Genomic DNA, 23,224 nt, shown 5'->3' with positions numbered 1-23,224 from the left:
AACCGTGCGGCGGGCCGCGCCTCAGTACGGGCGGCGGCGCGGCCGGGTCAGTCTGCGGGCCACACAGGGCGGGATCGCGGCGGTCTCCTGGTGATCGCGGGCGCGGTAGGCGCTCGGCGTCTCGCCGACCAGCTCGGTGAACCGGGAGCTGAAGGAGCCGAGCGAGGTACAGCCGACGGCGAGGCACACCTCGGTCACGCTGAGATCGCCCCGGCGCAGCAGCGCCTTGGCCCGCTCGATCCGCCGGGTCATCAGGTAGCTGTACGGCGTCTCCCCGAACGCCTTGCGGAAGCTGCGCTGGAAGTGGCCCGGGGACATGAGGGCGTCACGGGCCAGCTCGGTCATGTCGAGCGGCTCGGCGTACTCCCGGTCCATGCGGTCACGCACGCGCCGCAGCCGTCTCAGGTCCTCCAGGGCGGTCACCTGCTCAGCTTCGCACAGGACCGCGCGGCGGAGTCCCACGAGTGCGACGGAGCGTTCTGCCCCGGTCGTTCCGGGCACTGGTCTGCCCTGGGCGTCCGTCACCGGCCGGGCCCAGGCGGGGCTGGGTGAGCGACGGGTCACCGTGCCTGTCCGCTTGAAGGGCATCTCGAAGATCCGACCGCGGCAAGCAGCATCGTCATGGCAGGAGCGATGGCGAGGTCTGAGGTGGGGGGCGAGCCGGTTGTCGCCCTCCACAGGGGACGCACCGGCCGCCATCAGGCCACCACTCCGGTCGATCGACGCGCCGGTGGAAGACGACCGCACCCGGACCGTCAAGACGCCGTGCTCGGCGCCCTGCGGACCGGGTGCGGTCGGTCAGGGAGACGCTGCAATCAAAGAAACCGCAGGTCAGAAGGCGTAAGAAAAGATCAGGCCTTCTTGGTCTCCCAGAAGATCTTGTCGATCTGGGCGATGTAGTCCAGCGCCTTCTGGCCCGTCGCCGGGTCGGTGGACGCCTTGGCGGCCGAGAGGGCCTTCAGGGTGTCGTTGACCAGCTGGTGCAGCTCCGGGTACTTCTCGAAGTGCGGGGCCTTGAAGTAGTCGCTCCAGAGCACGGAGACGTGGTGCTTGGCCAGCTCCGCGCGCTGCTCCTTGATGACGGTGGCGCGCGCCTGGAAGTGGGGGTCGTCGTTGCCGGCCATCTTCTCCTGGACGGCCTTCACCGACTCCGCCTCGATGCGGGCCTGGGCCGGGTCGTACACGCCGCAGGGCAGGTCGCAGTGGGCGCTGACCTTGACCTTGGGGGCAAACAGGCGGGAAAGCATGGAGCATTCCTTCCTCGTGATCGTCTTCTCAGGTGCGACATTACTCCCTGAGGAAGGCGATTTCTCGGGTGCCCCCTAGGGCTTAGGACAAAAGTCCAGGGTGAGACTGAGACTGGTGGAGGAACGGACCGGGGAGGTGCCGGGGATGCCGGAGCTGTCGCAGGAGACCGAAAGGGGGCGGGCCGTGGCGCCCTTCGGACTGGCCGAGGTGACCGGCCCGTCCATGGTGCCCACGCTGCACCACGGGGACCAGTTGCTCGTGCGGTACGGGGGTGCGGTCAGGCCCGGGGACGTCGTGGTCCTGCGTCATCCGTTCCAGCAGGACCTGCTGGTGGTCAAGCGTGCCGTGGAGCGGCGCGAGGGCGGCTGGTGGGTGCTCGGCGACAACCCGTACGCGGGCGGGGACAGCACGGATTACGGGGTCGTGCCCGAGGAGCTGATTCTCGGGACGGCCCGGTTCCGGTTCCGGCCGCTGCGGGCCGGTCAGCGGTCGCCGCTCGCGCTGCTGCGCTGGGCGATCTCGGCGGCGAGGCCGCTGCTGCCCGACCGGTCGGCCTCCAGGCGCTTGCGGGCCCGGTAGGCGGCGACGTTGGCGCGGGTGGCGCAGCGGTCCGAGCAGTAGCGGCGGGAGCGGTTGGTCGAGGTGTCCAGGTAGGCGTTGCGGCACGGGGCGGCCTCGCACAGGCCGAGCCGGTCGACGCCGTACTCGGTGAGGTGGAAGGCGAGGCCCATCGCCGCGATCGCCGCGTAGCCGGCGGTGGCGTTGGACGGGTGGTCGGCCAGGTGCATGTGCCAGAGCGGGCGGCCGTCCTCGTCGCGGTGGTCGTGCCCGGAGATCTGCGGGCTGACCGGGAACTCCAGCAGCAGGGAGTTCAGCAGGTCCACGGCCAGGGTCTCGTCGCCCTGGTCGGCGGCCTCGAAGACCCCGCGCAGCCGCGCCCGGACCGAGCGGAAGCGTGTGACGTCGGCGTCGGTGGCGCGGCGGGCCGCCGACGCGTTGTCGCCGAAGAGATCGCGGACGGCCTCGACCGTGGTCAGGATGTCCCTGCCCCGGGCCGGTTCCTCGCTGTTGACGAGACGTACGGCGTAATCCGAGTAATAGGCCAGTTCCACTTGTAGTCCTTACGGAGGCGCTTTATCGTCGGGTCTGCGGTCGGGTAACAGCCGGTCGTGCTTCCAGGGTATTACGCGAACCGAGGGGAGTCGGTGTTCCATGACGACGAGTGCCGGAACCGACTGGGCCGCCTGGCAGGAGAGCTGGGACCGGCAGCAGGAGTGGTACATGCCGGACCGCGAGGAACGCTTCCGGATCATGCTCGACATGGTCGAGGCGCTCGTCGGTACGGCCCCGCGCGTGCTCGACCTCGCGTGCGGCACCGGCAGCATCACCGCCCGGCTGCTGCGCCGTTTCCCCGACGCCACCAGCACCGGCGTCGACCTCGACCCCGCGCTGCTCGCCATAGCCCAGGGCACCTTCGCGGGCGACGACCGGGTCTCCCTCGTCACCGCCGACCTCAAGGACCCCGACTGGCCGGCCGGGCTGCCGTACGACTCCTACGACGCCGTACTGACCGCCACGGCCCTCCACTGGCTGCACAGCGAACCTCTCGCGGCCCTCTACGGTCAGGTCGCGGGGCTGGTCCGCGACGGCGGTGTCTTCATGAACGCGGACCACATGATCGACGACACCACGCCCCGGATCAACGCGGCCGAGCGCGCCCAGCGCCACGCCCGCATGGATCAGGCCAAGCGGGACGGCGCCCTGGACTGGGCGGAGTGGTGGCAGCTGGCGGCCCAGGACCCGGTCCTCGCCGAGCCGACCGCCCGTCGCTTCGGGATCTACGGGGAACACGCGGACGGGGACATGCCGTCGGCGGCGTGGCACGCGCGCACCCTGCTCGCCCAGGGCTTCAGCGAGGCCCGGCCGGTGTGGTGCTCGCCCTCGGACACGCTGCTCCTCGCCCTGAAGTAGACCGGCGCCCGGCACGCACGGAGGCGGTACGAGAAGTCGTACCGCCTCTTCCGCGTCCCCCGGGCCCCCAGCGCACTGGTACGGGTGAGACGGTCCGAATCCGGGGACCGGTGGGAAGGGGAGGGATGACGCGGGGCGCGCAAGCGGCTCCGCACGCCTGTTGTGCGGGAGCCGCGCGGAGGCGGAGGACCTCGTCCGGACGACCCTCGTGAAGGTCGTTTTCGGCGCACGCAGGCACGGGCGGCCGGAGAACCTGGAGGCCCACGTCCGCAGGGCGCTGGTCGACACCTTCGTCTCGGCCCGCCGCCGGTTCTGGCGGCGCGAGCAGGCGTACGGCGATGTACCCGACGTGCCGGGACGGCCGGAGGACACCGACACCGGCCTGACGATCCGGGCCGCTCCGGCAGGGCTCGGCGCCCGAACAGCGGGCGGTGCTGGTGCCCCTCTGGCAGTGGCCCGCGCAGAAAGCGGTCCAGCCCGTCCACAGCGGTCCCAGCCGCGGGAACCGGCGCTCAAGCCGCAGCTGCTGCCCTGACGACGGGCGAGGGCGGTACGGAGATCCCGTACCGCCCTCGCCCGGTGTGGCGTCGGAGCACCCGCGTCAGAGCACCGGCCTCAGAGCACCTTGGACAGGAACGACTGCGTCCGCTCGTGCTGTGGGTTCGTCAGGACGTCCCGCGGGTGGCCGGATTCCACCACCACACCGTCGTCCATGAACACCAGGCTGTCGCCCACCTCGCGGGCGAAGCCCATCTCGTGCGTGACGACGACCATGGTCATGCCGGACTCGGCGAGGTCCCGCATGACGTCCAGGACGTCACCGACCAGCTCCGGGTCCAGGGCCGAGGTCGGCTCGTCGAACAGCATCAGCTTCGGGTCCATCGCCAGCGCCCGGGCGATCGCCACGCGCTGCTGCTGGCCGCCGGAGAGCTGCGAGGGGTAGTGCCCGGCCCGGTCCGCCAGGCCCACGCGCTCCAGCAGCTGCATCGCGCGTTCCCTGGCCTGCGCCCGGTTCGCGCCCTTGACCTGCACCGGCGCCTCCATGACGTTCTCCACGGCCGTCATGTGCGGGAACAGGTTGAAGCGCTGGAAGACCATGCCGATGTCCCGGCGCTTCATCGCGACCTCGCGGTCGCGCAGCTCGTACAGCTTGTCGCCCTGCTGGCGGTAGCCGACCAGCTCGCCGTCGACGTACAGCCGCCCGGAGTTGATCTTCTCCAGGTGGTTGATGCACCGCAGGAAGGTCGACTTGCCGGAGCCGGAGGGGCCGATGAGGCAGAACACCTCGCCCGGCTTGACCTCCAGGTCGATGCCCTTGAGCACCTCGACATGGCCGAAGGACTTGTGGACGCCCTGCGCCCTGACCATCGGGACGGTGCCCTCGGCCGGGGTGTCCTGCTTCTTGCTCAGCTTGTCGGTCATGCCATGCCTCCCTTGGGCCGGCCCAGGGAGAGCATGTTGGTCTTCACCTTTTGCCACGGCGTCGGTGGCAGTTGGCGGCTGGAGCCGCGGGCGTAGTACCGCTCGATGTAGTACTGGCCGACACTCAGCACCGAGGTCATGATCAGGTACCAGGCCGCGGCGAGGAAGTACATCTCCACCGGGGCGCCGGAGTTCTGGCCGATGTCCTGGGCGTAACGGAACAGCTCGGGATACTGGACGGCCGCCACGAGCGAGGTCGTCTTCAGCATGTTGATCACTTCGTTGCCCGTCGGCGGCACGATCACGCGCATCGCCTGCGGGATGACCACCCGGCGCAGCGTCTTGCCGTGGCTCATGCCGAGCGCGTGGGCCGCCTCGGTCTGGCCCTCGTCCACCGCGAGCAGACCCGCACGGCAGATCTCGGCCATGTAGGCCGCCTCGTTCAGACCCAGGCCGAGCAGCGCCGTCAGCAACGGCGTCATGAAGTTCGACCAGTAGTCCTTGTAGAACGGCATCAGGTTGATGTACTCGAAGACCAGGCCCAGGTTGAACCAGAGGAACAGCTGGACCAGGACCGGGGTGCCGCGGAAGAACCAGATGTAGAACCAGGCGATGGACGAGGTCACCGGGTTCTTCGACAGCCGCATCACCGCGAGGACGATGCCGCCCACGATGCCGATCAGCATCGACAGCACCGTCAGCAGGAGGGTCTTGCCGACACCGGTCAGGATCCGGTCGTCGAAGAAGTAGTCCGGTACCGCGTGCCAGTTGATCCTGCCCTGGCCGAACGCGTAGATGATCGCGACGAGGAGCGCGATCGCGATGACGGCGGAGACATAGCGTCCGTAGTGCCGGACCGGAATGGCCTTGATGGCCTCCGCGCCGGCCGGGGGCGTGTCCACCGGCCCCGCCGTCTTGTCGATGTCAGTCACGGGAATTGCCTCTCAGCGGCCGCTTCGTTCTCGCGGGTCACTTGCCGCCGTTGATCACGGACTCCTTGACGGCGCCGTCCTGCGCGCCCCACTTCTCGAGGATCTTCTGGTACTCGCCGTTCTTGATGATCGCGTTCATCGCGGCCTGCAGGGCGTCGCGCAGCTGGGTCTCCTTCTTGGAGACCGCGATGCCGTACGGAGCCGCCTCGACCTGGTCGCCGACGATCTCGAAGTCCTTGCCGCCGCCGGAGGTCTTCACCGCGTACGCCGCCACCGGGAAGTCGGCGGACACGGCGTCCGCGCCGCCCGAGCGCAGCCGGGTCTGGGCCTGCTGGTTGTCGTCGAAGGCCTCGATAGCGAGCTTCTTGCCGGCCGGACACTTCTTGGCCTGCTGCTTGGCCAGGTCCTCGGAGGTGGTGCCGCGCTGCACGGCGAGCTTCTTGCCGCAGAGGTCTTCCCAGCTGGTGATGCCCTTGGTGTCGCCCTTGCGGGTGTAGATCGACACACCGGCGGTCAGGTAGTCGACGAAGTCGACGCCCTCGCCGACCTTCTTGCCGGTGTCCGGGTCGACGCCCTCCTGACGGTTCTTGTTGTCCGTCATGGCCGACATGGCGATGTCGTAGCGGTCCGAGCGCAGACCGGTGAGCAGGGCGTCGAAGGTGCCGTTCTGGAAGTCGAACGTCACCCCGAGCTGCTTGCCCAGGGCCGCCGCCAGGTCGGGGTCCAGGCCGACGACCTTGCCGGCGGAGTCCTTGTACTCCACCGGGGCGTAGGCGATGTCCGAGCCGACCCTGATCTTGCCCTTGCTCCGGATGTCCTGCGGGAGCTTGCCGGCGAGCGGGGCGCTGCCGGCGGAAGCGCTGCCGGAGTTCTCGTTCTTGTCCTTGGTCTGGTCACCGCAGCCGGTGAGCAGCAGGGCCCCTGCGACCGCGATCGCACCGGCCGCGGCCAGACGGGAGCGCGCTGCGGTCGTACGACGGGTGGAGCTTGCGGTCATCGTGGTTCCTCCGGCGGATGGGAAGAGTTGCCGATGGGTCGACGGAAACACACACCTTCGGGTGTCGCGACCTCGTGGGTTTACGGCATCTTGCCATTCGGACTACGCCATTCAGGGGCGTCGCTATGTCAAAATCGGATAACGGGTGACCCACGAACCGCATCAGGTCGGTACATCCTTGGTCCATCACCGCCGAACCATCTGCGGGAATCCAGCCCTCCGGCCGGAAAATCTTCGGCGTGTCTCAGGATGTGGTCGCTCCTCCGCCCGCCCCATCGGTCGGCCTTGGGTGTTTTCGGGCCATTCCGCTCCGTCGATCGCCCGTCATCTGCGTGTCGCCTTCCGGTTCCGGGATGTGACCTTGCACCTAATGGACTCGTCGCGGGCGCCGTCCGTCCGGTAAGAAGGTTCTTTACACCCCTCATCCGGGGCTCAGGGCGCGTGTGCGGCGCGCCCGTCGCGTATGAGCTCGTACGTATCCGCAATCGGGCCGTACGCGGTGCCCGCCCACCCCTCACCAGGAGTGGTCGACCCTCAAACCATGCATACCTAAGGGGTAAAACAAAGTGGCAGCGGAGATCGTCAATCCTCGCAGCGACGGCACAACGGACCAGGACGGCGGGGCGGAGCCCCTCGATTCCCTGGATCCGGCGTTCGCGCTGCACCGCGGCGGCAAGATGGCCGTGCAGGCCACCGTGCCGGTCCGCGACAAGGACGACCTTTCCCTCGCGTACACGCCCGGCGTCGCTCGCGTGTGCACCGCGATCGCGGAACAGCCGGAGCTGGTCAACGACTACACATGGAAGTCCAACGTGGTCGCCGTCGTCACCGACGGTACGGCCGTCCTCGGACTCGGGGACATCGGTCCCCAGGCCTCCCTCCCCGTGATGGAGGGCAAGGCGATCCTGTTCAAACAGTTCGGCGGCGTCGACGCGGTGCCGATCGCGCTCGACTGCACCGACGTGGACGACATCATCGAGACCGTCGTCCGGCTCGCTCCCTCCTTCGGCGGAGTGAACCTGGAGGACATCTCGGCGCCCCGGTGCTTCGAGATCGAGCGCCGGCTCCAGGAGCGCCTGGACATCCCCGTCTTCCACGACGACCAGCACGGCACGGCCGTCGTGACGCTCGCGGCGCTGCGGAACGCGGCGCGGCTCAGCGGGCGCGAGATCGGTCAGCTGCGGGCCGTCATCTCCGGCGCCGGCGCGGCCGGTGTCGCCATCGCCAAGATGCTGGTCGAGGCCGGCATCGGGGACGTGGCGGTTGCCGACCGCAAGGGCGTCGTGTCGGCCGACCGGGAGGACCTGACCCCGGTCAAGCGCGAACTGGCCGGCTTCACGAACAAGGCCGGCCTCACCGGCTCGCTGGAGGACGCCCTCGCGGGCGCCGACGTCTTCATCGGCGTCTCCGGCGGTACGGTCCCCGAGGACGCCGTCGCCTCCATGGCCAAGGGCGCCTTCGTGTTCGCGATGGCCAACCCGAACCCCGAGGTGCACCCGGACGTCGCGCACAAGTACGCCGCCGTCGTCGCCACCGGGCGCTCGGACTTCCCGAACCAGATCAACAACGTGCTGGCCTTCCCCGGGATCTTCGCGGGCGCGCTCCAGGTGCGGGCCACGCGGATCACCGAGGGGATGAAGATCGCCGCCGCGGAGGCGCTGGCCTCGGTGGTCGGTGACGATCTCGCCGCCGACTACGTGATTCCCTCTCCGTTCGACGAGCGGGTCGCTCCCGCCGTCACGGCGGCGGTCGCCGCTGCCGCGCGGGCCGAGGGCGTGGCTCGTCGGTGACGGTGCGCTGAGCCGCGCTGAATGGCCCCGTCCGGTCGGACGGGGCCATTTCTCCGCCCACCGCCTGCCCGTTCAGTGTTCGGGCGGTGCCGTTCGGGGGTGCCGGTGGGCGTGCGCCGCCCGGGTGCCGTCGCGCAAGAGGGCATGTGTCACAGGGGGGCCTGGTTCCGCCGGCTGCATCGCGCACCTATCGTCGGCAGCATGTTCGCTGTCTACGCCGCCCGAATCGACCGCGACCAGCCGCTCACCGGCCTCGAGTTGGGGGAGCGCCCGGCTCCCGAGGCCCGTCCCGGCTGGAGCACCGTCACGGTGCGGGCCGCTTCCCTCAATCACCACGACCTCTGGTCCCTGCGGGGCGTCGGCCTCCCGGAGGACCGGCTGCCCATGATCCTCGGCTGCGACGCCGCCGGCGTCGACGCGGACGGCAACGAGGTCGTCCTGCACTCCGTCGTCGGCCAGACCGGCCACGGCGTCGGCCCCGACGAGCCGCGCTCCATCCTCACCGAGCGGTACCAGGGCACCTTCGCCGAACAGGTCGCCGTGCCGACCTGGAACATCCTGCCCAAGCCGAAGGAGCTGTCCTTCGCCGAGGCGGCCTGTCTGCCGACCGCCTGGCTGACGGCGTACCGGATGCTGTTCACCAACGCCGGGGTACGACCCGGTGACTCCGTCCTCGTGCAGGGCGCGGGCGGCGGTGTCGCCACGGCCGCGATCGTCCTCGGCAAGGCCGCCGGGCTGCGGGTCTTCGCCACCAGCCGGGACGAGGCCAAGCGGAAGCGGGCCCTGGAGCTGGGCGCGGTGGAGGCCGTGGAGCCCGGGGCACGGCTGCCGCAGCGGGTGGACGCCGTCATCGAGACCGTGGGCGCCGCCACCTGGTCCCACTCCGTGAAGTCCCTGCGGCCCGGCGGGACGCTCGTCATCTCCGGTGCCACCAGCGGGGACCGGCCCTCGCACGCCGAGCTGACCCGGATCTTCTTCCTCGAACTGAAGGTGGTCGGCTCCACCATGGGCACCAAGGACGAGCTGGAGGACCTGCTCGCCTTCTGCGCCGCGACGGGGGTACGGCCCGTCATCGACGAGGAGCTGCCGCTGGACCGGGCCCGCGAGGGCTTCGAACGGCTGGCTTCCGGGGAGCAGTTCGGGAAGATCGTGCTTACCAACTCCTGACGTTCGGCGGGTCGTCGGACTGAGGGGCGAACGGCCGAGAGGCCGAGAGGTCGAACGGCTGAGAGGTCGAACGGCCGAGAGGTCGAACGGCGGAGAGGTCGAGAGGCGGGTCCGGGGTGCCGGGCCCGCCTTTTGCACGGCACGGTTGTCAACTGAGGTTGACAGCTGCGGGGTGTCAACCTAGATTGACAGCATGAGTGAGGCAACCGATCTCGCCGAGCGCGCCGGTGACCGTGATCCACGGGTCGGACTGCGGGCCGTGGCCGCGCTGCGCCGGCTGCTGGAGCAGCTGGAGGCGGTACAGGTGCGCAGTGCGCGCAACCAGGGCTGGTCGTGGCAGGAGATCGCCGCGGAGCTGGGTGTCAGCAGGCAGGCCGTGCACAAGAAATACGGGAGGCATTGATGTTCGAGCGGTTCACCAAGGACGCCCGGGCGGTGGTCGAGGGGGCGTTCGTGTACGCGGAGACCGGCGGGGCGCGGTCCGTGGACGCCGAGCATCTGCTGCTCGCGCTCCTCGACCGCGAGGGCAGCCGGGCGTCCTTCGCGCTGTCCGCCCTCGGACTCGCGGAACCGGAGGCGCGGGAGCGGGTACGGCGCGACGTGGGGGAGGCGCGGCGGCGGGCCGGGCTGACCCGGGCTGACACGGACGCGCTGGCCGGGCTGGGGATCGATGTGTCTCAGATCGTGGCGCGGGTGGAGGAGGTGCACGGCGTCGGAGCGATGTCCGGTGACCGGGGGCGGGGTGGGGGCCGGACGGGGTGGTCGTCGGTCGGGCGGCGGCCAGGCTTCGGTCGGGCGGCGAAGGGGGTGTTGGAGCGGGCGTTGCGGGTTGCTGTGGCTCGGCGTGATCGCGGTATCGGGGATGAGCATCTGCTGTTGGCGCTCACCGTGGTGCCGGGGGTGGCGGGGGAGGTGTTGGCGGATCACGGGGTGACGTTCGAAGGGGTGTCGCGGGTGTGCCCGCCGGCTCGGTCGGCTGAGGGGTGAGCGTTGGCTTCGCCTCGGCGGGGTTTTCCCGCCCGCCCGCCCGACTCGGTCGGCTGGAAGGTGGCCCCCCGGGGCTCCGCCCCGGACCCCGGATGCTTTCCCACCCGCCCACCCGACTCGGTCGGCCGGCGGGTGCGAGCCCGGAGGCTTCGCCTCGGGGGCCGGATGGCCGGCCGCCTCCCCCGGTTCCCGCGGGTGGGAGTGGGCTTCGGCCCGGCTCGGGCTCGTGGAGGTGGGGATCCGTCTGGTTCGGCCGTGGGGAGGGTTGGGGGGTCTGGCCCGGGTCGGGGCGGGTGGGAGGTTGGGGGTCTGCCCGGCTCGGATCGCGGCGGGTGGAGGGTTGGAAGGCTGCCCGGGTCGGGCGCGTGGGGGGTTGGGGGTCTGCCCGGCTCGGACCCGGGCTGGTGGGAGGTTGGGGGTCTGCCCGGCTCCGACCCGGGCTGGTGGGAGGTTGGGGGTCTGCCCGGGGGCGCGTGGGGGCGGTTGGAGGTCTGGCCCGGGTCGGGGCGGGTGGAGGGTTGGGGGTCTGCCCGGCTCGGACCCGGGCTGGTGGGAGGTTGGGGGTCTGCCCGGGGGGCGCGTGGGGGCGGTTGGAGGTCTGGCCCGGGTCGGGGTGGGTGGAGGGTTGGAAGTCTGCCCGGCTGGGACCGGGGCGGGTGGGAGGTTTGAGGTCTATTCGGGTCGGGCGCGTGGGGGGTTGGAGGTCTGGCCCGGCCCGGGGCGCGCGGAAGGCTGGGGGACTGCCCGCCCCGGATCGGGGTGCGTGGAGGTCGGGGGTCTGCCCGCCCCGGCCCGGGGCGCGTGGAGGTTGGAGGTCTGGCCCGGGTCGGGCGGCCGGGGTGTCAGGGTTTGGGGGTGTGGAGTAGGGCTGCGATGTGGGCCGCCGCTGTGGAGAGGTGGTGGCGGGCCTCGCGGAGTTGGGCGGGGGTGACGCCGTGGTCGCGGGCCGCGTCGCGGATGTCGTCGCGGAAGCGGTCCAGGAGGCGGTCCAGGTCGCGGGCCGGGTCGCCGGTGGTGTCCTCGTGGGCCCAGGAGGGTTCGTAGTCGGCGGGGAAGTCCTCCTGGGAGGAGGTGTAACGCGGTTCTTCGGTGGGGCGGCCGAAGGTCCAGTCCCTGCCGAAGTCCTTGCCGAAGTCCCCTAGCTCCTTGGCCAGTTCCGTCAGGCCCTCGCGGACGCCGGTCGGCCAGTCGCCGCGTGTGAAGTGGTCCTGGACACGGTCCTGGACACGGCGGGCGATGCGCTGCATCTCCTCCTGCGCCTGGGCGCGCGCCCGCGCCTGCGCCTCCTGGGCCTGGCGGCGGGCCCGCTGGGCCTCCTCTCGGGCCCGGCGGCTCTCGTCCTTGGCGCGCCGCGCCTGCTCCTTCCACTCCTGCTTGACCCGGCGCATCTCCTCCTTGGCGGTCTTCCAGGCCTCCTTCTCGCTCATCTCGCCGTACTCCCCGAAGGAGTACTCGGCCCCGGAGGTCTTCGTGCCACGGCGGGCCTCGGAGGCGGCGGCGCGCACCTCGCGGCGCAGGTCGCCGGCCGCGCCGCGCACGTCGGCCCTTATCTCGGCGGCCAGTTCCGCGACCGACTCGCGGATCTCCAGCTCCAGGTCGGCCAGCTCGCCACTGCGGTCGGCGAGTTCGGCGCGGCCCGCGTCCGTGATGGCGTACACCTTGCGGCCACCCTCGGTGGTGTGCCGGACCAGACCCTCCGCCTCCAGTTTGGCCAGGCGGGGGTAGACCGTGCCCGCCGAGGGGGCGTACAGCCCCTGGAAGCGCTCCTCCAGAAGCCTGATCACCTCGTAGCCGTGACGCGGGGCCTCGTCGAGCAGCTTGAGCAGGTACAGGCGGAGGCGGCCGTGGGCGAAGACGGGAGGCATGTCAGAGCACCTTCTTGTCGGTCGTGCCGTCGGCCGGGCCGCCGGTGGAAGCGGTGCCATCGCTGGTGCCGGGGGTGTCCCTGGTGGCGTCCTGGCCGGAGACGGAATTGTCTCCCGGGGTGGCGGGGGAGTGGCCGGCCGGGTGGGGCTCGGTGTCCCAGGGGGTGCTCTCGTCGTCGTCCCGGGGCGGGCGGCGCAGCAGGGCGATCGAGCCGGAGACGGTGGTGGCGCGCAGCTTGCCGGTGCCGGCGCCGAGGCGGCCGGTGATCTTGTGTGCGCCCCACTGGCCGTGCACCCGCAGGCCGTCGAAGGCGTTGGAGATCGTGCCGCTCGCGGTGTTCGCCTCCACGTCGGCGTCGGCCGGGTGCGGCAGGCGGATGGCGATCTCGCCCGAGACGCTGGTGAGGCCGATGTCCGTGGGCCCGTCCGGGTCCAGGTCGACGATCATGGAGCCGCTGACGGTGTCGGCGCGCACGGAGGAGCCGGAGCCCTCGACCACGGTCAGGTCGCCCGAGACCGAGTGGTACCGCAGGTCGCCGGTGACCGCCTGGGCCTCCAGGCTCCCCGAGACGGTGTCCGCGCGGACCGGGCCCGAGACGCCGACCAGGGTGGTGTCGCCGGTCACTCCCTTGATCACCGCGGGGCCGCGGATGCCGGAGACGACCGCGGCGGCGCCGACGACGCCGACCTCCACGCGGGTGTCGGCGGGGACCGCGAGGGAGACGACGGCGCTGCGGCGCCAGCCCTTCCGGTCGAGCCACTTGAGGAAGCCCTTCCAGGGCAGGTCCTCGTAGGCCACGGTGAGGGTGGTGCCGTGCTGGGTGACGATCAGGGGCGGCCCTTCCAGCTCCGAGACCTCCAGGCGGGCGGCGCCCTCGTCCGTGCCCACCACGTTCACCGTGCCGTTGACGATGCGGACCTGGAGGTCGCGCACGGGGGTGTCGAAGGTCAGCTTCTGGGGTTCGGTGACGGACCACTCGGACATGGGGGCCTCCTCGGCCGGGCGGGGCACGTGTCACGACACGCCATATCGTGTTCTCTGAGATTCACGATATATCGTGGATGGCGGAAGTCAAGGCGCTCGTCCGGGGGACGCCGCGGGCGGAGACCGGGCCGGCCCAGCCGCGGCCCGGCGGCGACATAGGCTGGTGGGAGTTGTTGTCAGGCTGATGTATCTGCTGGAGATGGGCACCGATGTACTTCACCGACCGCGGTATCGAGGAGTTGGAGAAGCGGCGTGGCGAGGAAGAGGTCACCTTCGAGTGGCTGGCGGAGCAGTTGCGTACGTTCGTCGACCTGAACCCGGACTTCGAGGTGCCCGTGGAGCGGCTGGCCACCTGGCTCGCGCGGCTCGATGACGAGGAGGACGAGTAGGGGCGATCATCGGCCGTGTCCTTCGCCGGCACCCCTCTTCCCCTCCCCCTCTGCCTCCCCGGGAGTTAGCCTTCTCCTCCCATCGGCGAACGGGGGCGTCATGGCTGGAGGAATCGAACGCGTGCGCCTGGACGACGGAACCGTCGTCTGGGCGAGGATCAGCGCCGCCGAGGACGCGCTGGACGAGGGCGGCTACTGGGACACCGGGCTCGGCGACCGGGTCATCGACATGGCGGGGGGACTGGCCGGCACGGTCGGTGGTGTCGTGCGCTCCCTGCGCGCCGGTCTGGACACGCCGGCCCCCGTCGAGGTCTCCGTCAGCTTCGGCATCGAACTGACGGCGCAGTCCGGCAAGATCGTGAGCGCCATCGCCGAGGGCGGCGGCACATCCTCCCTCACCGTGTCCCTGACCTGGACCGAACCGGCCACGGCAGCGGACGGCGCGGACCCGGCGACGGCGGGCGGCGCGGTCGTACCGCCGCAGTCCCCGGCCCCCGGCGCCGTATGAGCGCCTTCGACGAGATGGTGCGCCCCTCCCTCGCGCGCATCGGCGCACCGGGTGACGGGTATGCAACGGACCGTGACTCGTACTGGGGGTCGGGGTTCTTCATAGCCCCGGGTTGGCTGTTGACCTGCGCCCACGTCGTGGGAAAAGGGGGAGCCGCGGTGTGCCGAGGGGAGAGCGCCCTGAGCGTGACCTGGCAGGAGCGCACCGCCGACGGCGCCTGGGAGCCGCGCGGCGGCACCGGGACGGCCGTCGTCGTCGCGCCCCGGCCCGAGGCCGGGCGACCGGCGCGTGACCCCTGGCCCTTCCCCGACCTCGCGCTCGTCCGGGTGACCGGCGCCGACGAGGTGCGCTGCCTGTGGCTCGGCGACCGGGAAGCCGGCCCGCGCAGCCCGCTCGGGCTCTACGGCTGGTCGGTGCAGACCGGCGAGCTGGGCATCCGGCAGGGCAGCGGCGAACTCGCCGGTTCCGACGCCCGCGCCCTGCTGCTCACCGGCATCCTCCCCATCGGCGGACTCTCCGGCGGGCCGGTGCTCGACCTGCGGCACGGCTCCGTCATCGGCGTGATCAAAGGGCGCCGGCGGGAGGAGGGCGTCGCCGTCCCGGTCACCGCGCTGTACGAACTGCTGGACTCGCGCGAGGTCGGGCGCGCGGTGCGCGAGGTGCTGCGCGCCCACGACCTCCATCACGCGAGCCTCCTCGGCGTCCCCTCGCCGTACCCGCACTGGACCGCCGTCCACGCCACGCTGCCCGGTCACGCGCCCCCCGTCTCCGGGATCACCACCGAACTGCGCACGCGGCTCTACGGCCATCTCGCGCACCTGCCGCCGCCGGCCGGAACGGGTGAGGTCGTCCACCTCGTGGAGGACGTGAAGGAGCAGGTGCGGGGCGAACGGCTGCCGTCCCTGGTGCTGCGGAACGTCCGCACCTGGCGCGAGGGCGCCGCGCTGCTGTACGGCCTGCGCACGCTGGACCCCGGCGGCGGTGGAACGCTGGTCGACCTGGACGCCGTACTGCTGTACGCGGCCCGGGTGGCCCGCAGGGCCGCGCGCGAGCACGCCGGGGAGGTGGAGGCGGGGCGGCTGCGGGCGTTCACCGAGTGGATAGCCGGGCAGGCCGCCGGCCACCGGCACTGGGCGGTCGGCGAGGCCATCCGCGCGCTGCTGGAGAGCGCCGAGGGGACGGAGCGGGCCGGCGGTTCGGCCACCGCTGCGACCGGTGGCCCGTCCGGCAGCCGGCCCGGTGGTCCGTCCGGCGCAGTGCCCGTGTCGAACGGAGCGGTCGTGACTCCGGCGCAGGCCAGTGCGGCGCAGAGCCCGGCCGTCGACGTGCCGGCGCCGGTCGGCGCCGTCGAAGCGCCGTCCACCCTCGAAGCGCCGTCCACCGTCGAGTTCCTCGGTACGCCGTCAGCCACCGAGCCCGGAACAGCGCCGCTCACCGCCGGGCCCACCGGGACGACCGAGTGGAGCCGCGCGACGCGGCCCGCGTTCACAACCCCCTCCCTCCCCGCCCCTTCCCCCGACACCCGCACCGACGTCCTCGTCAAGGTCGGCCCGGCCACCTACGGCCGGCATCCCTGGAGCGTGCAGCTGATCTACGGCGGGCAGGACGTGACGCCGGTCGACGGGGACGACCGGGGTGTGCGGGCCGAAGAACTGGCGCGGGTGCTGCGGGAGCCGTTGGCCAAGGCGCTGAACCAGGGGGACCACGGAGAGCATCTCGCCGCGATCGAGGTCTTCCTGCCCCGCAAGCTGTTCGACCTCCCGGTGGACGACTGGCAGTTGCTCCCCGGTCTCCGCGCCGCCCCGACCGACGAGGACGACGAGGACGACGACTTCGTGGACGAGCGGGCCCTGCCGCTCGGGATGCGGCGGACCGTCGTCGTCCGGGACGTCCGGCGCAACGGTCTGCCGCCCTCCCCGGAGTGGCGCCGCCGCTGGAAGGGCGTCCTGCGCGGACCGCTGGCGCACGGGACGCTGCACGGGCGGCCCGTCGCCGAGGGGCATCCGCCGGGGGCCCGGGCCGGGGGCAGGTTCCCGTACTACGGCGCGCTGTCGGCGATGAGCGACGCGTCCGTGCCCGTCTACTGCGGTCCCGTCGGCAGCGGCGAGGGCTACGCGGCGATGCGGGACGCGCTGCGCTCCGGGCACTCGGTGGTGCTGTGGCGCCGAGACCTGCATGATCACGAGGAGTGCGGGGACTTCCACCGGCAGGCCGCCGACCTGCTGGGGCTCGCCGGGCACGCGGACGGGCTGCACGGGCCGGTCCGCGATCTGCGCATCCGCCTGGCCGACCCGGACACCGCCCGGGCACACGGCCTGCGCGGCAAGATCGCCGTGCTGTTCGACCCGCCGCCGGACCGGCCGCCGTACGGGACGGAGAGCATGCGACCGCCGCCGCTGGCCGCGCCCGGCGGCTGAGCCGTCGGCGGCCCGCCGCTCCCGGTGGACATCCCGTCAACTCTGCCGAGTCGTACGGCTGTTCGCGGGAAGGGAGAGGGGGCGTCGTACGCCGCGAACCTCGGCGGGCGCGGCCGGCGGGCGGTAGCCTCGTACGTCGGACGGCCGGGCCCGCTGCATGATCACCAGAGCCGGGAGGAGCCCAAGGTGAACGACTGGCGGATCTACCGCGGAGTGGGTCAGCCGCACGACGGCATGCGACGGTTGCCGGCGCCGCCGCCCTGGCGTGACTTCGCCGCCTCCCGGGACGGCGCGGACAGCGGCCCGGAAGATCCCAGCAGCGCCCGCCGGCTCGGCGTGCGCCGCCGTCTGGTCGAGAACTACGCGCCCCGGCCGGCCGAGGTCGACGCGGTCAACGCGGCCCTCTACCTGCGCCGGCCCCTGCTGGTGACCGGCAACCCGGGGACCGGCAAGTCGACCCTGGCGTACGCGATCGCCCATGAACTCGGCCTGGGTACGGTGCTGCGCTGGCCCATCGTCAGCCGTACCACCCTCCAGGACGGCCTGTACCGGTACGACGCCATCGCCCGGCTCCAGGACGTCCAGCTGGAGCGCGCCCGCGGGGACGACCGCGGTGCCGCGGCCTCCGGGATCGGCTCCTACATCCGCCTCGGCCCGCTCGGCACCGCGCTCCTGCCCGCCGAGCAGCCCCGCGTCCTGCTCATCGACGAGCTGGACAAGAGCGACCTCGATCTGCCCAACGACCTGCTGAACACCCTGGAGGAGGGCGAGTTCTCCGTCCCCGAGCTGGAACGGCTGGCCGACCGGGAACCCGTCGTCGACGTGCTCACGCACGACGGCGACCGGGTGGCCGTGCGCGGCGGGCGCGTCGCGTGCACCGCGTTCCCGGTGATCGTGATGACCTCCAACGGCGAACGCGACTTCCCCGCCCCGCTGCTGCGCCGCTGCGTCCAGCTGGAACTGGACCCGCCCGGCGAGGAGCAGCTCACCGCCATGGTCGAGGCGCACCTCGGCACGGACGGCGTCGCCGCCGGCAGCGAACTCATCCGCCGGTTCCTGGAGCGGGAACCCGGCGAGGTGCTCGCCGCCGACCAGCTCCTCAACGCCCTGTTCCTCACCCAGCACGATCCGCACGCGCAGGGCCTCACCCGGGAGCGGATCGCCGAGATGCTGATGCAACCGCTCGACCGTACGAGGTGAGAGGCGGATGCCGGAGATGCGCCTGGACGAGCTGATCGGCAAGCTGCGCCAGGGCGGGCTCCAGCCGACCGCCGAGGACATGGCCGACGCGCTCTGGCTGGCCCGGCGGCTGGGCACGGCCGCGCCCGGCGACCCCACCGGCACCGGCCCCGACGGCCCGCCCGGCTCTTCCGGTTCCTCCGGCACGGGCGGCGCGTCCGGTCCGGGGGCGAAGGACGTACCGCCGGACGGCACCGGTCCGGACGGCCCCGGCAGCCCGCAGGCGCTCCGCGCGGACGCACCCGCCCCCGCCGTCCCGTTGCACACCCCGAGCCCCGCCCCCTACGCCCGGACCGACGGCGACCCCGCGGCCTTCCCGGTCCGCGCCCCCGCCGCCGGCGCCCTGCCCGGACTGCTCGGCCTGCAGAAGGCACTGCGTGCCCTCGGCCGCTACCGCACCGCCTCCGCACGCGGCCGGGACGAACGGATCGACGAGGCGGCCACCGCCGACCGGGCCGCCGCCAGCGGCATCCTGCTCCCCGTCACCCGGCCCGGCCGCCACCGGCGCTGCGACGTCCAGCTGCTCATGGACACCGGGCCCGCCATGGCCGTCTGGGGCGAGATGGTCGAGGAACTGCGCCAGGCCTGCCAGCAGTCCGGCGCGTTCGCCTCCGTCCGCGTCCACCACCTGTACGCCGACGACTCCGGCACCCCCCTCGTCGGTACGACCGTCGGTCCCGGCCGGCGCACCCGGCTGCGGCCCGCCGACGAGCTGCACGACCCCAGCGGACGCCGGCTCACCTTCGTCATCAGCGACTGCGTCGGCCCCCTGTGGCAGAACGGCACCGCGCAGCGCCTCCTGCACGGCTGGCCGCGCACCGCCCCGCTGGCCGTGGTCCAGCCGCTGCCGCCCCGGCTGTGGGGGCGTACCGCGCTGCCCGCCGAGCCAGGGCTGCTGGTCCGCACCGGCGAGTCCGGCGGGCGCCTCGACTTCCTGCCCGAGGACGAGCCGTGGGACGAAGCGGAGGAACCACCGCCGACTGCCCGGCCGGTGCCCGTGCTCCAGCCCACCCCGGAGGCGTTCGCGGCCTTCGCCCGGCTGCTCGCCGGCACCGGGCCGACCCGCGAGCACGCCTGGGCCGGCTTCGCCCACCCCGCCACCGCACCGGGGGCCGTCTCCGCCGCACCGCCGGCGCGCAGCGACGAGGAGCTGCTGCGCGCCTTCCGCGCCGGCGCCTCACCCGGCGCCCTGCGGCTCGCCGTCTACCTCGCCGCCGCGCCCCTCACCCTGCCCGTGATGCGGCTGGTCCAGCGGGCCATGCTGCCCGACACCGGCCCCATGGAACTGGCCGAGGTGCTGCTCGGCGGACTGCTGCGGCAGCTGCCCGGCACCGAGGAACAGCCGTGCTTCGCATACTCGCCACGCATGCAGGACCTGCTGCTGTCCTCCCTCGACCAGGACACCGCCGGGCTCGTCCTCAAGCACTGCTCGGCCTATGTGGAACGGCACTTCGGCAAGGGCACCCGCAACTTCGCCGCCCTGGCCGCGGCCCGGCTCGCCGACCACGATCCGGACGCCGGCGCCGGGCGCTCCGCCGAGGGCGGCGGTGCGCGGGACGGCGGCGGCAGCGTGGAGGCCGAGCTGTTCGCCCGCATCCCCGCGCGCGTACTGCGGTTCTACCTGCCGGACCTGGTCACCCCCGACCCGCTGACCGAGGCCGAGCGGCTGCTCGACCGGTGGCGGCAGCTGGCCGACCCGGAGATGCTGCGCCGGGCCCGGGACCAGGCCCTCGTCGCCACGGCGGGCACGGGGGCCGACGGTGCGGGTCCCGTGGCCCGCGCGCGCCTGGTCCTCGGCCGCGTGCTGCGCGCGGAGGCCGGTACGGCGGGTGCGCGGGCGGAGGGGCGGCGTGCCGGGCTGCTGCGGGAGGCGGCGGCCGAACTCGCCACCGCGTACGGGACGGCTCCCGCCGACAGCCGGGAACGGGCGGAAGCGGCCCTGGAACTGGCCGCCTGCCGACGGGAGCTGTGGCAGCTGACGGCGGAACGGGACCACCTGACGGAAGCGCTCGGCACCCTGGACGGCGAGGTCCCGCCCTGGCCCCGCATCACCGCGGTCGCCCGCGGCCGGCAGCCCGACCCCGGGGAACTGGGGGGCGCGGTTCCGGGTGACGGCATCTCTGGCGGGCCGGGCGAGGGCACCACCGGCGAGGACGCCTTCGACGGCCGCCCCGGTGACGGCCGATCGGGGGACAGCGGGTCCGGTGACGGGGGGTCCGGTGACGGCGGGTCCGGGGGTGGGTCCGGTCACGGCGGGCCCGGTGACGGGGTGCTCGGCGTGGACCGGGCCCCCGATGCCGGCTCCGGTGACGTGCGGGTCGGTGACAGCGAGACCGGCGCCGACGGTTCCGGTGACGGCGGTTCCGGTGACGGCGGGGCCGGCGACGGCGGTTCCGGTGACACCGGGGTCGCCCACGGCCGTACCGGTGACGGCCGTTCCGGGCGCGGTCTCCACGGCGCGGACGCCGTCGTAGCCGCCGTCGGCGGGCCGCAGCCGGAAGGCGTGCCCGCGTCCGCCGTGAGCCGGGACGGCGTGCCCTGGGAGGTGACCGCCCACCGCGCCCGGCTGTTGCTGCGCGGGCGGGTTCTGCTCGATCTGCGGCATCCCGGTGCCGCCGTGCCCGAACTGCGGGAGGCCTGCGCGGTGTTGGCACGGGAGCGGGTACCCGACGCCGTACGAGGGCCCGCGTTGCTCGATCTCGCGCGGGCGCTGCGCGGGGCCGGCGCCGAGGACACCGAGACCCGGCGGGCGCTCGGCGAGGCGCTGGCCGCCGCCGGGGACGATCCGGACCTGCTGCTGCCGTGCCTGGCCGCGCTGGCCGCGTTCCACGACGCGGCCGGGGAGAGCGCGGAGGCCGACGCGGCGTACGAGAGGGCCGCGCTGCTCGCCCCCGCCGACGGCCCGCTGCGCGTCCGGCTCCTCACCGCCTGGGGCGAGTCGCTGCTCCGGCGGGCCTCCGCCGGCGACGGGGCCGGTGTGGTGGACCGGGCCGAGTACGTGCTGCGCGAGGCGCTGAAGTCGCTGCCCGCCCGGTCCGCGCACCGCGGCCGGCTCCAGGGCCTGGTCGGCAGCGCGCTGGCCCAGCGCTTCCGTCATGTCGGCTTCCTGCCCGACCTGTTCGAGAGCCGGCATCTGCTCGGCCAGGCGGTGCGCGCGGCGACCGACGCGGCGGTACGGGCTGAGGTCTGGCTCCAGTTGGGCCGGGTGCGGCTGGAGGGCTGGTACCACGCGGGCGCGCCGGTGCTGATGGAGGCGCTGCAGGCGTACGAGAACGCCGAGCGGGAGGCGGAGGCGGCCCACGGCGGTGACCCCGGCTCGGTGACGGCCGCCCGCGCCCGGCACGGCTGCGGGGCGGTGCTGGCGCTGATGGGGCGGCCGGGCGCGGCCCGTGGCGCGTTCCGGGCGGCCTTGCAGCAGTGGCAGGGGCTCGTCGGGGCGCTGCGCGAGGTCGACTGGGCCGATGTCGAGCTGACCCGGCGGGCGGAGCGGCGACCGCCGCCCGCGGACGCGCGGTCGCTGCCCCAGCCGGACTGGCGGGAAACGGCCCCGCCGTGGTGGCCGTGGTCCCAGGAGTGGGCCGACGCGCGCGAACTTGACCGGAGTTGAGCCGTCCAGGGTTTCTGGTTCCGGCCTGTCGGGAAGAAGTGGGCAGCCACTGCGGCTGTGCGGGGCGGGCGTAGGGCAGGGAGGAGCCGAGGGTGGGGGAGCTTAGGACACGGGGGGCCGGCCTCGGCGAGGACGCCGAAGAGGTCGTGTTCCCGCCCGACCTCACCGACGTCGACCTGCGGACACTGCGTGCCATGGACGATCCGGCGGTGCTCGCGGCGGTCGCCGGGGTGCTCGCCGACCCGGACGGGCTGCGCCGGGTCTGGTACACCACCGGCGGGGACGACGAGATCATGCCGGGCCGGCCCGGGCATGCGTTTTCGGCCGGTCCCGCGCGACAGCCCTTACGCGGCGAGGACACCGTGGCATGACCCCGGGAGCCGTGGGACCCCTGGGGGACATACGGCCGGCCGCCCCGGCCGCCCCCGCTCCCGGACCGGTGCCGCCCGAGATCCTCGGCGCGCTGGCCCGCACCCGGCCGCTGCCCGCCACCACCGCGGCCCTGCGCGCCGCCCTGCACGCCCGGCGGATGCTGCTGCTGAAGTCCGTCCTGGTCCGCTTCGACCGCGTGCGCGGCACCCTGCCCGCGGCGGTACGGCGGCGCTTCGAGGACGACTGGGCGCTGCTGGAACGGGCCGAGCGGTCCGACGCCGCGGCCGTCCGCGCCGTCCTCGACTATCCGACGACCGGTGCCTGGCTGGCCACGGTGCTCACCGCGCCCGACGGCCCGGAGTTCGCCGAGGGTCTCGCCGGGCTGGGCGCGGTGGCCGTCGCCGCCGCCCTGCGCGCCGGTTGCCGTTTCACCACCACCCGCGCGCTGCCCGCCGGCCTGCTGCCGCTGCCCGGTATCGGGCTGCTGCGCTGCGCCCGGGGCCGGGCCCGGCTCAGCGGCCGGTCCGGGGCCCTCCGCATCACCGACGGCGCGGGCCGGACGCTGCTGCTGTCCGGGGCCGCCCCGGCCGGACCCGGCACCCGGTGGACCGCCGACGGCAGCCTGGCCTGGTCGGCGCTGCACACCCTGCCCGGCGGCACCGCCGTACTCGACGACGTGGACCCCCACCGGGTGCCCCCGGGCGGCATAGGGCCGGCGGCACTGCCCGCGGCCGAGCGGCCGTACTCCGACCCGGCCGGGTGGGCCGCCCGCTGGCGTGACGCGCACGCCCTGCTGGCCGCGACACACCCCGCCCGGGCCGCGGAGACCCTGGCGCTGGTGCGTGCCGTCGTCCCGCTGGTGCCGTCGGCGGGCGGCGGACCGCCGCTGAGCGCCACCGTGCGGACCGCGCCCGGCGCCGTCCTGGCACAGCTCCCGGCCGACCGGCGGGAGCTGGTCGAGCTGCTGGTGCACGAGACGCACCACACCAAGCTGGCCGTGCTGGACGAGCTGGTCCCGCTGTGGCGGCCCGGCGGCAGCCTGCACCGGGTGGGCTGGCGGCGGGACCCGCGCCCGGTGCCGGGCGTGCTCCAGGGCGCGTACGCGCACCTGGCGCTGCTGGACCTGTGGTGGCGGGCCCGCAGCGGACCCGCCTGGGTGTGGCGGCGGCGCGCCGCCGAGCGGTTCGAGGCGTGCCGGGAGCAGGTCGCCGAGGCCTTGTCCGTGCTGGCCGAGTCCGATGAACTGACCCCTTGTGGAAGGGAGTTCGTCCGGCACATGGGCAGCCACCACGCGCGCCTCGCGGGGAGCGCCCGCGCGCCGGGCTGAC

21 protein-coding genes and 1 pseudogene are annotated in these 23,224 nt (G+C 73.3%); 14 read left to right on the top strand and 8 right to left on the bottom strand.

All coding sequences use genetic code 11. The features are described from left to right. Positions 1-21: 21 nt before the first annotated feature. The gene (locus AB0L21_RS28985; protein WP_365700391.1) at positions 22-423 is read right to left on the bottom strand and encodes a helix-turn-helix transcriptional regulator; all 402 of its coding nucleotides are present in this window, start codon (positions 421-423) and stop codon (positions 22-24) included. 428 nt (positions 424-851) lie between these two features. Then, complete coding sequence (sodN, locus tag AB0L21_RS28980; protein ID WP_014674929.1) at positions 852-1,247, bottom strand: superoxide dismutase, Ni; 396 nt, start codon at positions 1,245-1,247, stop codon at positions 852-854. 145 nt (positions 1,248-1,392) lie between these two features. Here sodN and sodX point away from each other — a divergent pair, with 145 nt between their 5' ends. Continuing rightward, entirely contained in the window at positions 1,393-1,827 is a 435-nt protein-coding gene (gene sodX, locus AB0L21_RS28975) for a nickel-type superoxide dismutase maturation protease (protein ID WP_365700393.1), read from the top strand. On the opposite strand, the gene AB0L21_RS28970 is transcribed toward sodX, so the two are convergent. Beyond that, entirely contained in the window at positions 1,731-2,360 is a 630-nt protein-coding gene (locus AB0L21_RS28970; protein ID WP_365700395.1) for a CGNR zinc finger domain-containing protein, read from the bottom strand. The two genes, sodX and AB0L21_RS28970, sit on opposite strands and share 97 nt — an antisense overlap. A 100-nt stretch (positions 2,361-2,460) precedes the next feature. Between AB0L21_RS28970 and AB0L21_RS28965 the strand changes: the two genes are divergently transcribed. Both AB0L21_RS28965 and AB0L21_RS28960 read left to right on the top strand, forming a co-directional pair. Beyond that, the gene (locus AB0L21_RS28965; protein WP_365787381.1) at positions 2,461-3,219 is read left to right on the top strand and encodes a class I SAM-dependent methyltransferase; all 759 of its coding nucleotides are present in this window, start codon (positions 2,461-2,463) and stop codon (positions 3,217-3,219) included. A gap of 148 nt (positions 3,220-3,367) precedes the next feature. Continuing rightward, a pseudogene (locus AB0L21_RS28960) lies at positions 3,368-3,659 on the top strand (SigE family RNA polymerase sigma factor); the annotation flags it as partial. Positions 3,660-3,834: 175 nt separating this feature from the next. On the opposite strand, the gene AB0L21_RS28955 reads toward AB0L21_RS28960, so the two are convergent. The 3 genes from AB0L21_RS28955 to AB0L21_RS28945 are packed head-to-tail and all read right to left on the bottom strand — an operon-like array spanning position 3,835 to position 6,570. After that, positions 3,835-4,641: an amino acid ABC transporter ATP-binding protein gene (locus AB0L21_RS28955; RefSeq protein WP_365700399.1), complete on the bottom strand. Its 807-nt coding sequence runs from the start codon at positions 4,639-4,641 to the stop codon at positions 3,835-3,837. Further along, positions 4,638-5,573, bottom strand: coding sequence for an amino acid ABC transporter permease (locus tag AB0L21_RS28950; protein WP_014674933.1), 936 nt, complete (start codon positions 5,571-5,573; stop codon positions 4,638-4,640). The genes AB0L21_RS28955 and AB0L21_RS28950 overlap by 4 nt, the downstream gene beginning before the upstream one ends. A gap of 37 nt (positions 5,574-5,610) precedes the next feature. Continuing rightward, on the bottom strand, positions 5,611-6,570 hold the full coding sequence (locus tag AB0L21_RS28945) for an ABC transporter substrate-binding protein (RefSeq protein ID WP_365787379.1): 960 nt from the start codon (positions 6,568-6,570) through the stop codon (positions 5,611-5,613). Between the two features lie 566 nt (positions 6,571-7,136). On the opposite strand from AB0L21_RS28945, the gene AB0L21_RS28940 reads away from it, so the two are divergent. The 4 genes from AB0L21_RS28940 to AB0L21_RS28925 all read left to right on the top strand — a co-directional run bounded on the left by AB0L21_RS28940 (position 7,137) and on the right by AB0L21_RS28925 (position 10,514). Continuing rightward, positions 7,137-8,360 (top strand): NADP-dependent malic enzyme, encoded by a 1,224-nt coding sequence (locus AB0L21_RS28940; protein WP_365787377.1) that lies wholly within the window; start codon positions 7,137-7,139, stop codon positions 8,358-8,360. Between the two features lie 201 nt (positions 8,361-8,561). Beyond that, positions 8,562-9,527, top strand: coding sequence for a zinc-binding dehydrogenase (locus tag AB0L21_RS28935; protein WP_365787375.1), 966 nt, complete (start codon positions 8,562-8,564; stop codon positions 9,525-9,527). A gap of 193 nt (positions 9,528-9,720) precedes the next feature. After that, the gene (locus tag AB0L21_RS28930) at positions 9,721-9,930 is read left to right on the top strand and encodes an HTH domain-containing protein (RefSeq protein WP_014674937.1); all 210 of its coding nucleotides are present in this window, start codon (positions 9,721-9,723) and stop codon (positions 9,928-9,930) included. Continuing rightward, positions 9,930-10,514: a Clp protease N-terminal domain-containing protein gene (locus AB0L21_RS28925; RefSeq protein WP_365700406.1), complete on the top strand. Its 585-nt coding sequence runs from the start codon at positions 9,930-9,932 to the stop codon at positions 10,512-10,514. Before AB0L21_RS28930 ends, AB0L21_RS28925 begins: the two co-directional genes overlap by 1 nt. A gap of 842 nt (positions 10,515-11,356) precedes the next feature. Here the strand turns inward: AB0L21_RS28925 and AB0L21_RS28920 are convergent. Then, positions 11,357-12,379 (bottom strand): PadR family transcriptional regulator, encoded by a 1,023-nt coding sequence (locus AB0L21_RS28920; RefSeq protein WP_365787373.1) that lies wholly within the window; start codon positions 12,377-12,379, stop codon positions 11,357-11,359. 1 nt (position 12,380) lies between these two features. Continuing rightward, a complete protein-coding gene (locus tag AB0L21_RS28915; protein ID WP_365787371.1) occupies positions 12,381-13,364 on the bottom strand; it encodes a DUF4097 family beta strand repeat-containing protein in 984 nt (327 codons plus the stop codon). A gap of 209 nt (positions 13,365-13,573) precedes the next feature. On the opposite strand from AB0L21_RS28915, the gene AB0L21_RS28910 reads away from it, so the two are divergent. The 7 genes from AB0L21_RS28910 to AB0L21_RS28880 all read left to right on the top strand — a co-directional run bounded on the left by AB0L21_RS28910 (position 13,574) and on the right by AB0L21_RS28880 (position 23,223). After that, the gene (locus tag AB0L21_RS28910) at positions 13,574-13,753 is read left to right on the top strand and encodes a DUF6104 family protein (RefSeq protein WP_014674941.1); all 180 of its coding nucleotides are present in this window, start codon (positions 13,574-13,576) and stop codon (positions 13,751-13,753) included. Positions 13,754-13,853: 100 nt separating this feature from the next. Continuing rightward, complete coding sequence (locus AB0L21_RS28905) at positions 13,854-14,261, top strand: CU044_2847 family protein (protein WP_365787369.1); 408 nt, start codon at positions 13,854-13,856, stop codon at positions 14,259-14,261. Beyond that, positions 14,258-16,678, top strand: a complete 2,421-nt coding sequence (locus AB0L21_RS28900; RefSeq protein WP_365787367.1) for a trypsin-like peptidase domain-containing protein — start codon at positions 14,258-14,260, stop codon at positions 16,676-16,678. Before AB0L21_RS28905 ends, AB0L21_RS28900 begins: the two co-directional genes overlap by 4 nt. 186 nt (positions 16,679-16,864) lie before the next feature. Next, positions 16,865-17,878 (top strand): MoxR family ATPase, encoded by a 1,014-nt coding sequence (locus AB0L21_RS28895; RefSeq protein WP_365700414.1) that lies wholly within the window; start codon positions 16,865-16,867, stop codon positions 17,876-17,878. A gap of 7 nt (positions 17,879-17,885) precedes the next feature. Beyond that, positions 17,886-21,524, top strand: a complete 3,639-nt coding sequence (locus AB0L21_RS28890; protein WP_365787365.1) for an SAV_2336 N-terminal domain-related protein — start codon at positions 17,886-17,888, stop codon at positions 21,522-21,524. Between the two features lie 92 nt (positions 21,525-21,616). Beyond that, on the top strand, positions 21,617-21,895 hold the full coding sequence (locus AB0L21_RS28885) for a hypothetical protein (protein WP_365700418.1): 279 nt from the start codon (positions 21,617-21,619) through the stop codon (positions 21,893-21,895). After that, positions 21,892-23,223 (top strand): HEXXH motif-containing putative peptide modification protein, encoded by a 1,332-nt coding sequence (locus AB0L21_RS28880; protein WP_365787363.1) that lies wholly within the window; start codon positions 21,892-21,894, stop codon positions 23,221-23,223. The genes AB0L21_RS28885 and AB0L21_RS28880 overlap by 4 nt, the downstream gene beginning before the upstream one ends. Position 23,224: the final 1 nt, after the last annotated feature.

The organism is Streptomyces sp. NPDC052721 (genome assembly GCF_040678315.1).
In the GTDB taxonomy this organism is placed as follows: Bacteria; Actinomycetota; Actinomycetes; order Streptomycetales; family Streptomycetaceae; genus Streptomyces.
This window is presented reverse-complemented; position numbering and strand designations above follow the sequence as displayed.

What these genes read in the sequence shown, in the direction of transcription:
- sodN (WP_014674929.1), bottom strand. Translation starts at nt 1,247, where the DNA reads ATGCTTTCCCGCCTGTTTGCCCCCAAGGTCAAGGTCAGCGCCCACTGC.
- sodX (WP_365700393.1), top strand. Translation starts at nt 1,393, where the DNA reads ATGCCGGAGCTGTCGCAGGAGACCGAAAGGGGGCGGGCCGTGGCGCCC.
- AB0L21_RS28965 (WP_365787381.1), top strand. Translation starts at nt 2,461, where the DNA reads ATGACGACGAGTGCCGGAACCGACTGGGCCGCCTGGCAGGAGAGCTGG.
- AB0L21_RS28955 (WP_365700399.1), bottom strand. Translation starts at nt 4,641, where the DNA reads ATGACCGACAAGCTGAGCAAGAAGCAGGACACCCCGGCCGAGGGCACC.
- AB0L21_RS28945 (WP_365787379.1), bottom strand. Translation starts at nt 6,570, where the DNA reads ATGACCGCAAGCTCCACCCGTCGTACGACCGCAGCGCGCTCCCGTCTG.
- AB0L21_RS28935 (WP_365787375.1), top strand. Translation starts at nt 8,562, where the DNA reads ATGTTCGCTGTCTACGCCGCCCGAATCGACCGCGACCAGCCGCTCACC.
- AB0L21_RS28930 (WP_014674937.1), top strand. Translation starts at nt 9,721, where the DNA reads ATGAGTGAGGCAACCGATCTCGCCGAGCGCGCCGGTGACCGTGATCCA.
- AB0L21_RS28925 (WP_365700406.1), top strand. Translation starts at nt 9,930, where the DNA reads ATGTTCGAGCGGTTCACCAAGGACGCCCGGGCGGTGGTCGAGGGGGCG.
- AB0L21_RS28920 (WP_365787373.1), bottom strand. Translation starts at nt 12,379, where the DNA reads ATGCCTCCCGTCTTCGCCCACGGCCGCCTCCGCCTGTACCTGCTCAAG.
- AB0L21_RS28915 (WP_365787371.1), bottom strand. Translation starts at nt 13,364, where the DNA reads ATGTCCGAGTGGTCCGTCACCGAACCCCAGAAGCTGACCTTCGACACC.
- AB0L21_RS28910 (WP_014674941.1), top strand. Translation starts at nt 13,574, where the DNA reads ATGTACTTCACCGACCGCGGTATCGAGGAGTTGGAGAAGCGGCGTGGC.
- AB0L21_RS28905 (WP_365787369.1), top strand. Translation starts at nt 13,854, where the DNA reads ATGGCTGGAGGAATCGAACGCGTGCGCCTGGACGACGGAACCGTCGTC.
- AB0L21_RS28900 (WP_365787367.1), top strand. Translation starts at nt 14,258, where the DNA reads ATGAGCGCCTTCGACGAGATGGTGCGCCCCTCCCTCGCGCGCATCGGC.
- AB0L21_RS28890 (WP_365787365.1), top strand. Translation starts at nt 17,886, where the DNA reads ATGCCGGAGATGCGCCTGGACGAGCTGATCGGCAAGCTGCGCCAGGGC.
- AB0L21_RS28880 (WP_365787363.1), top strand. Translation starts at nt 21,892, where the DNA reads ATGACCCCGGGAGCCGTGGGACCCCTGGGGGACATACGGCCGGCCGCC.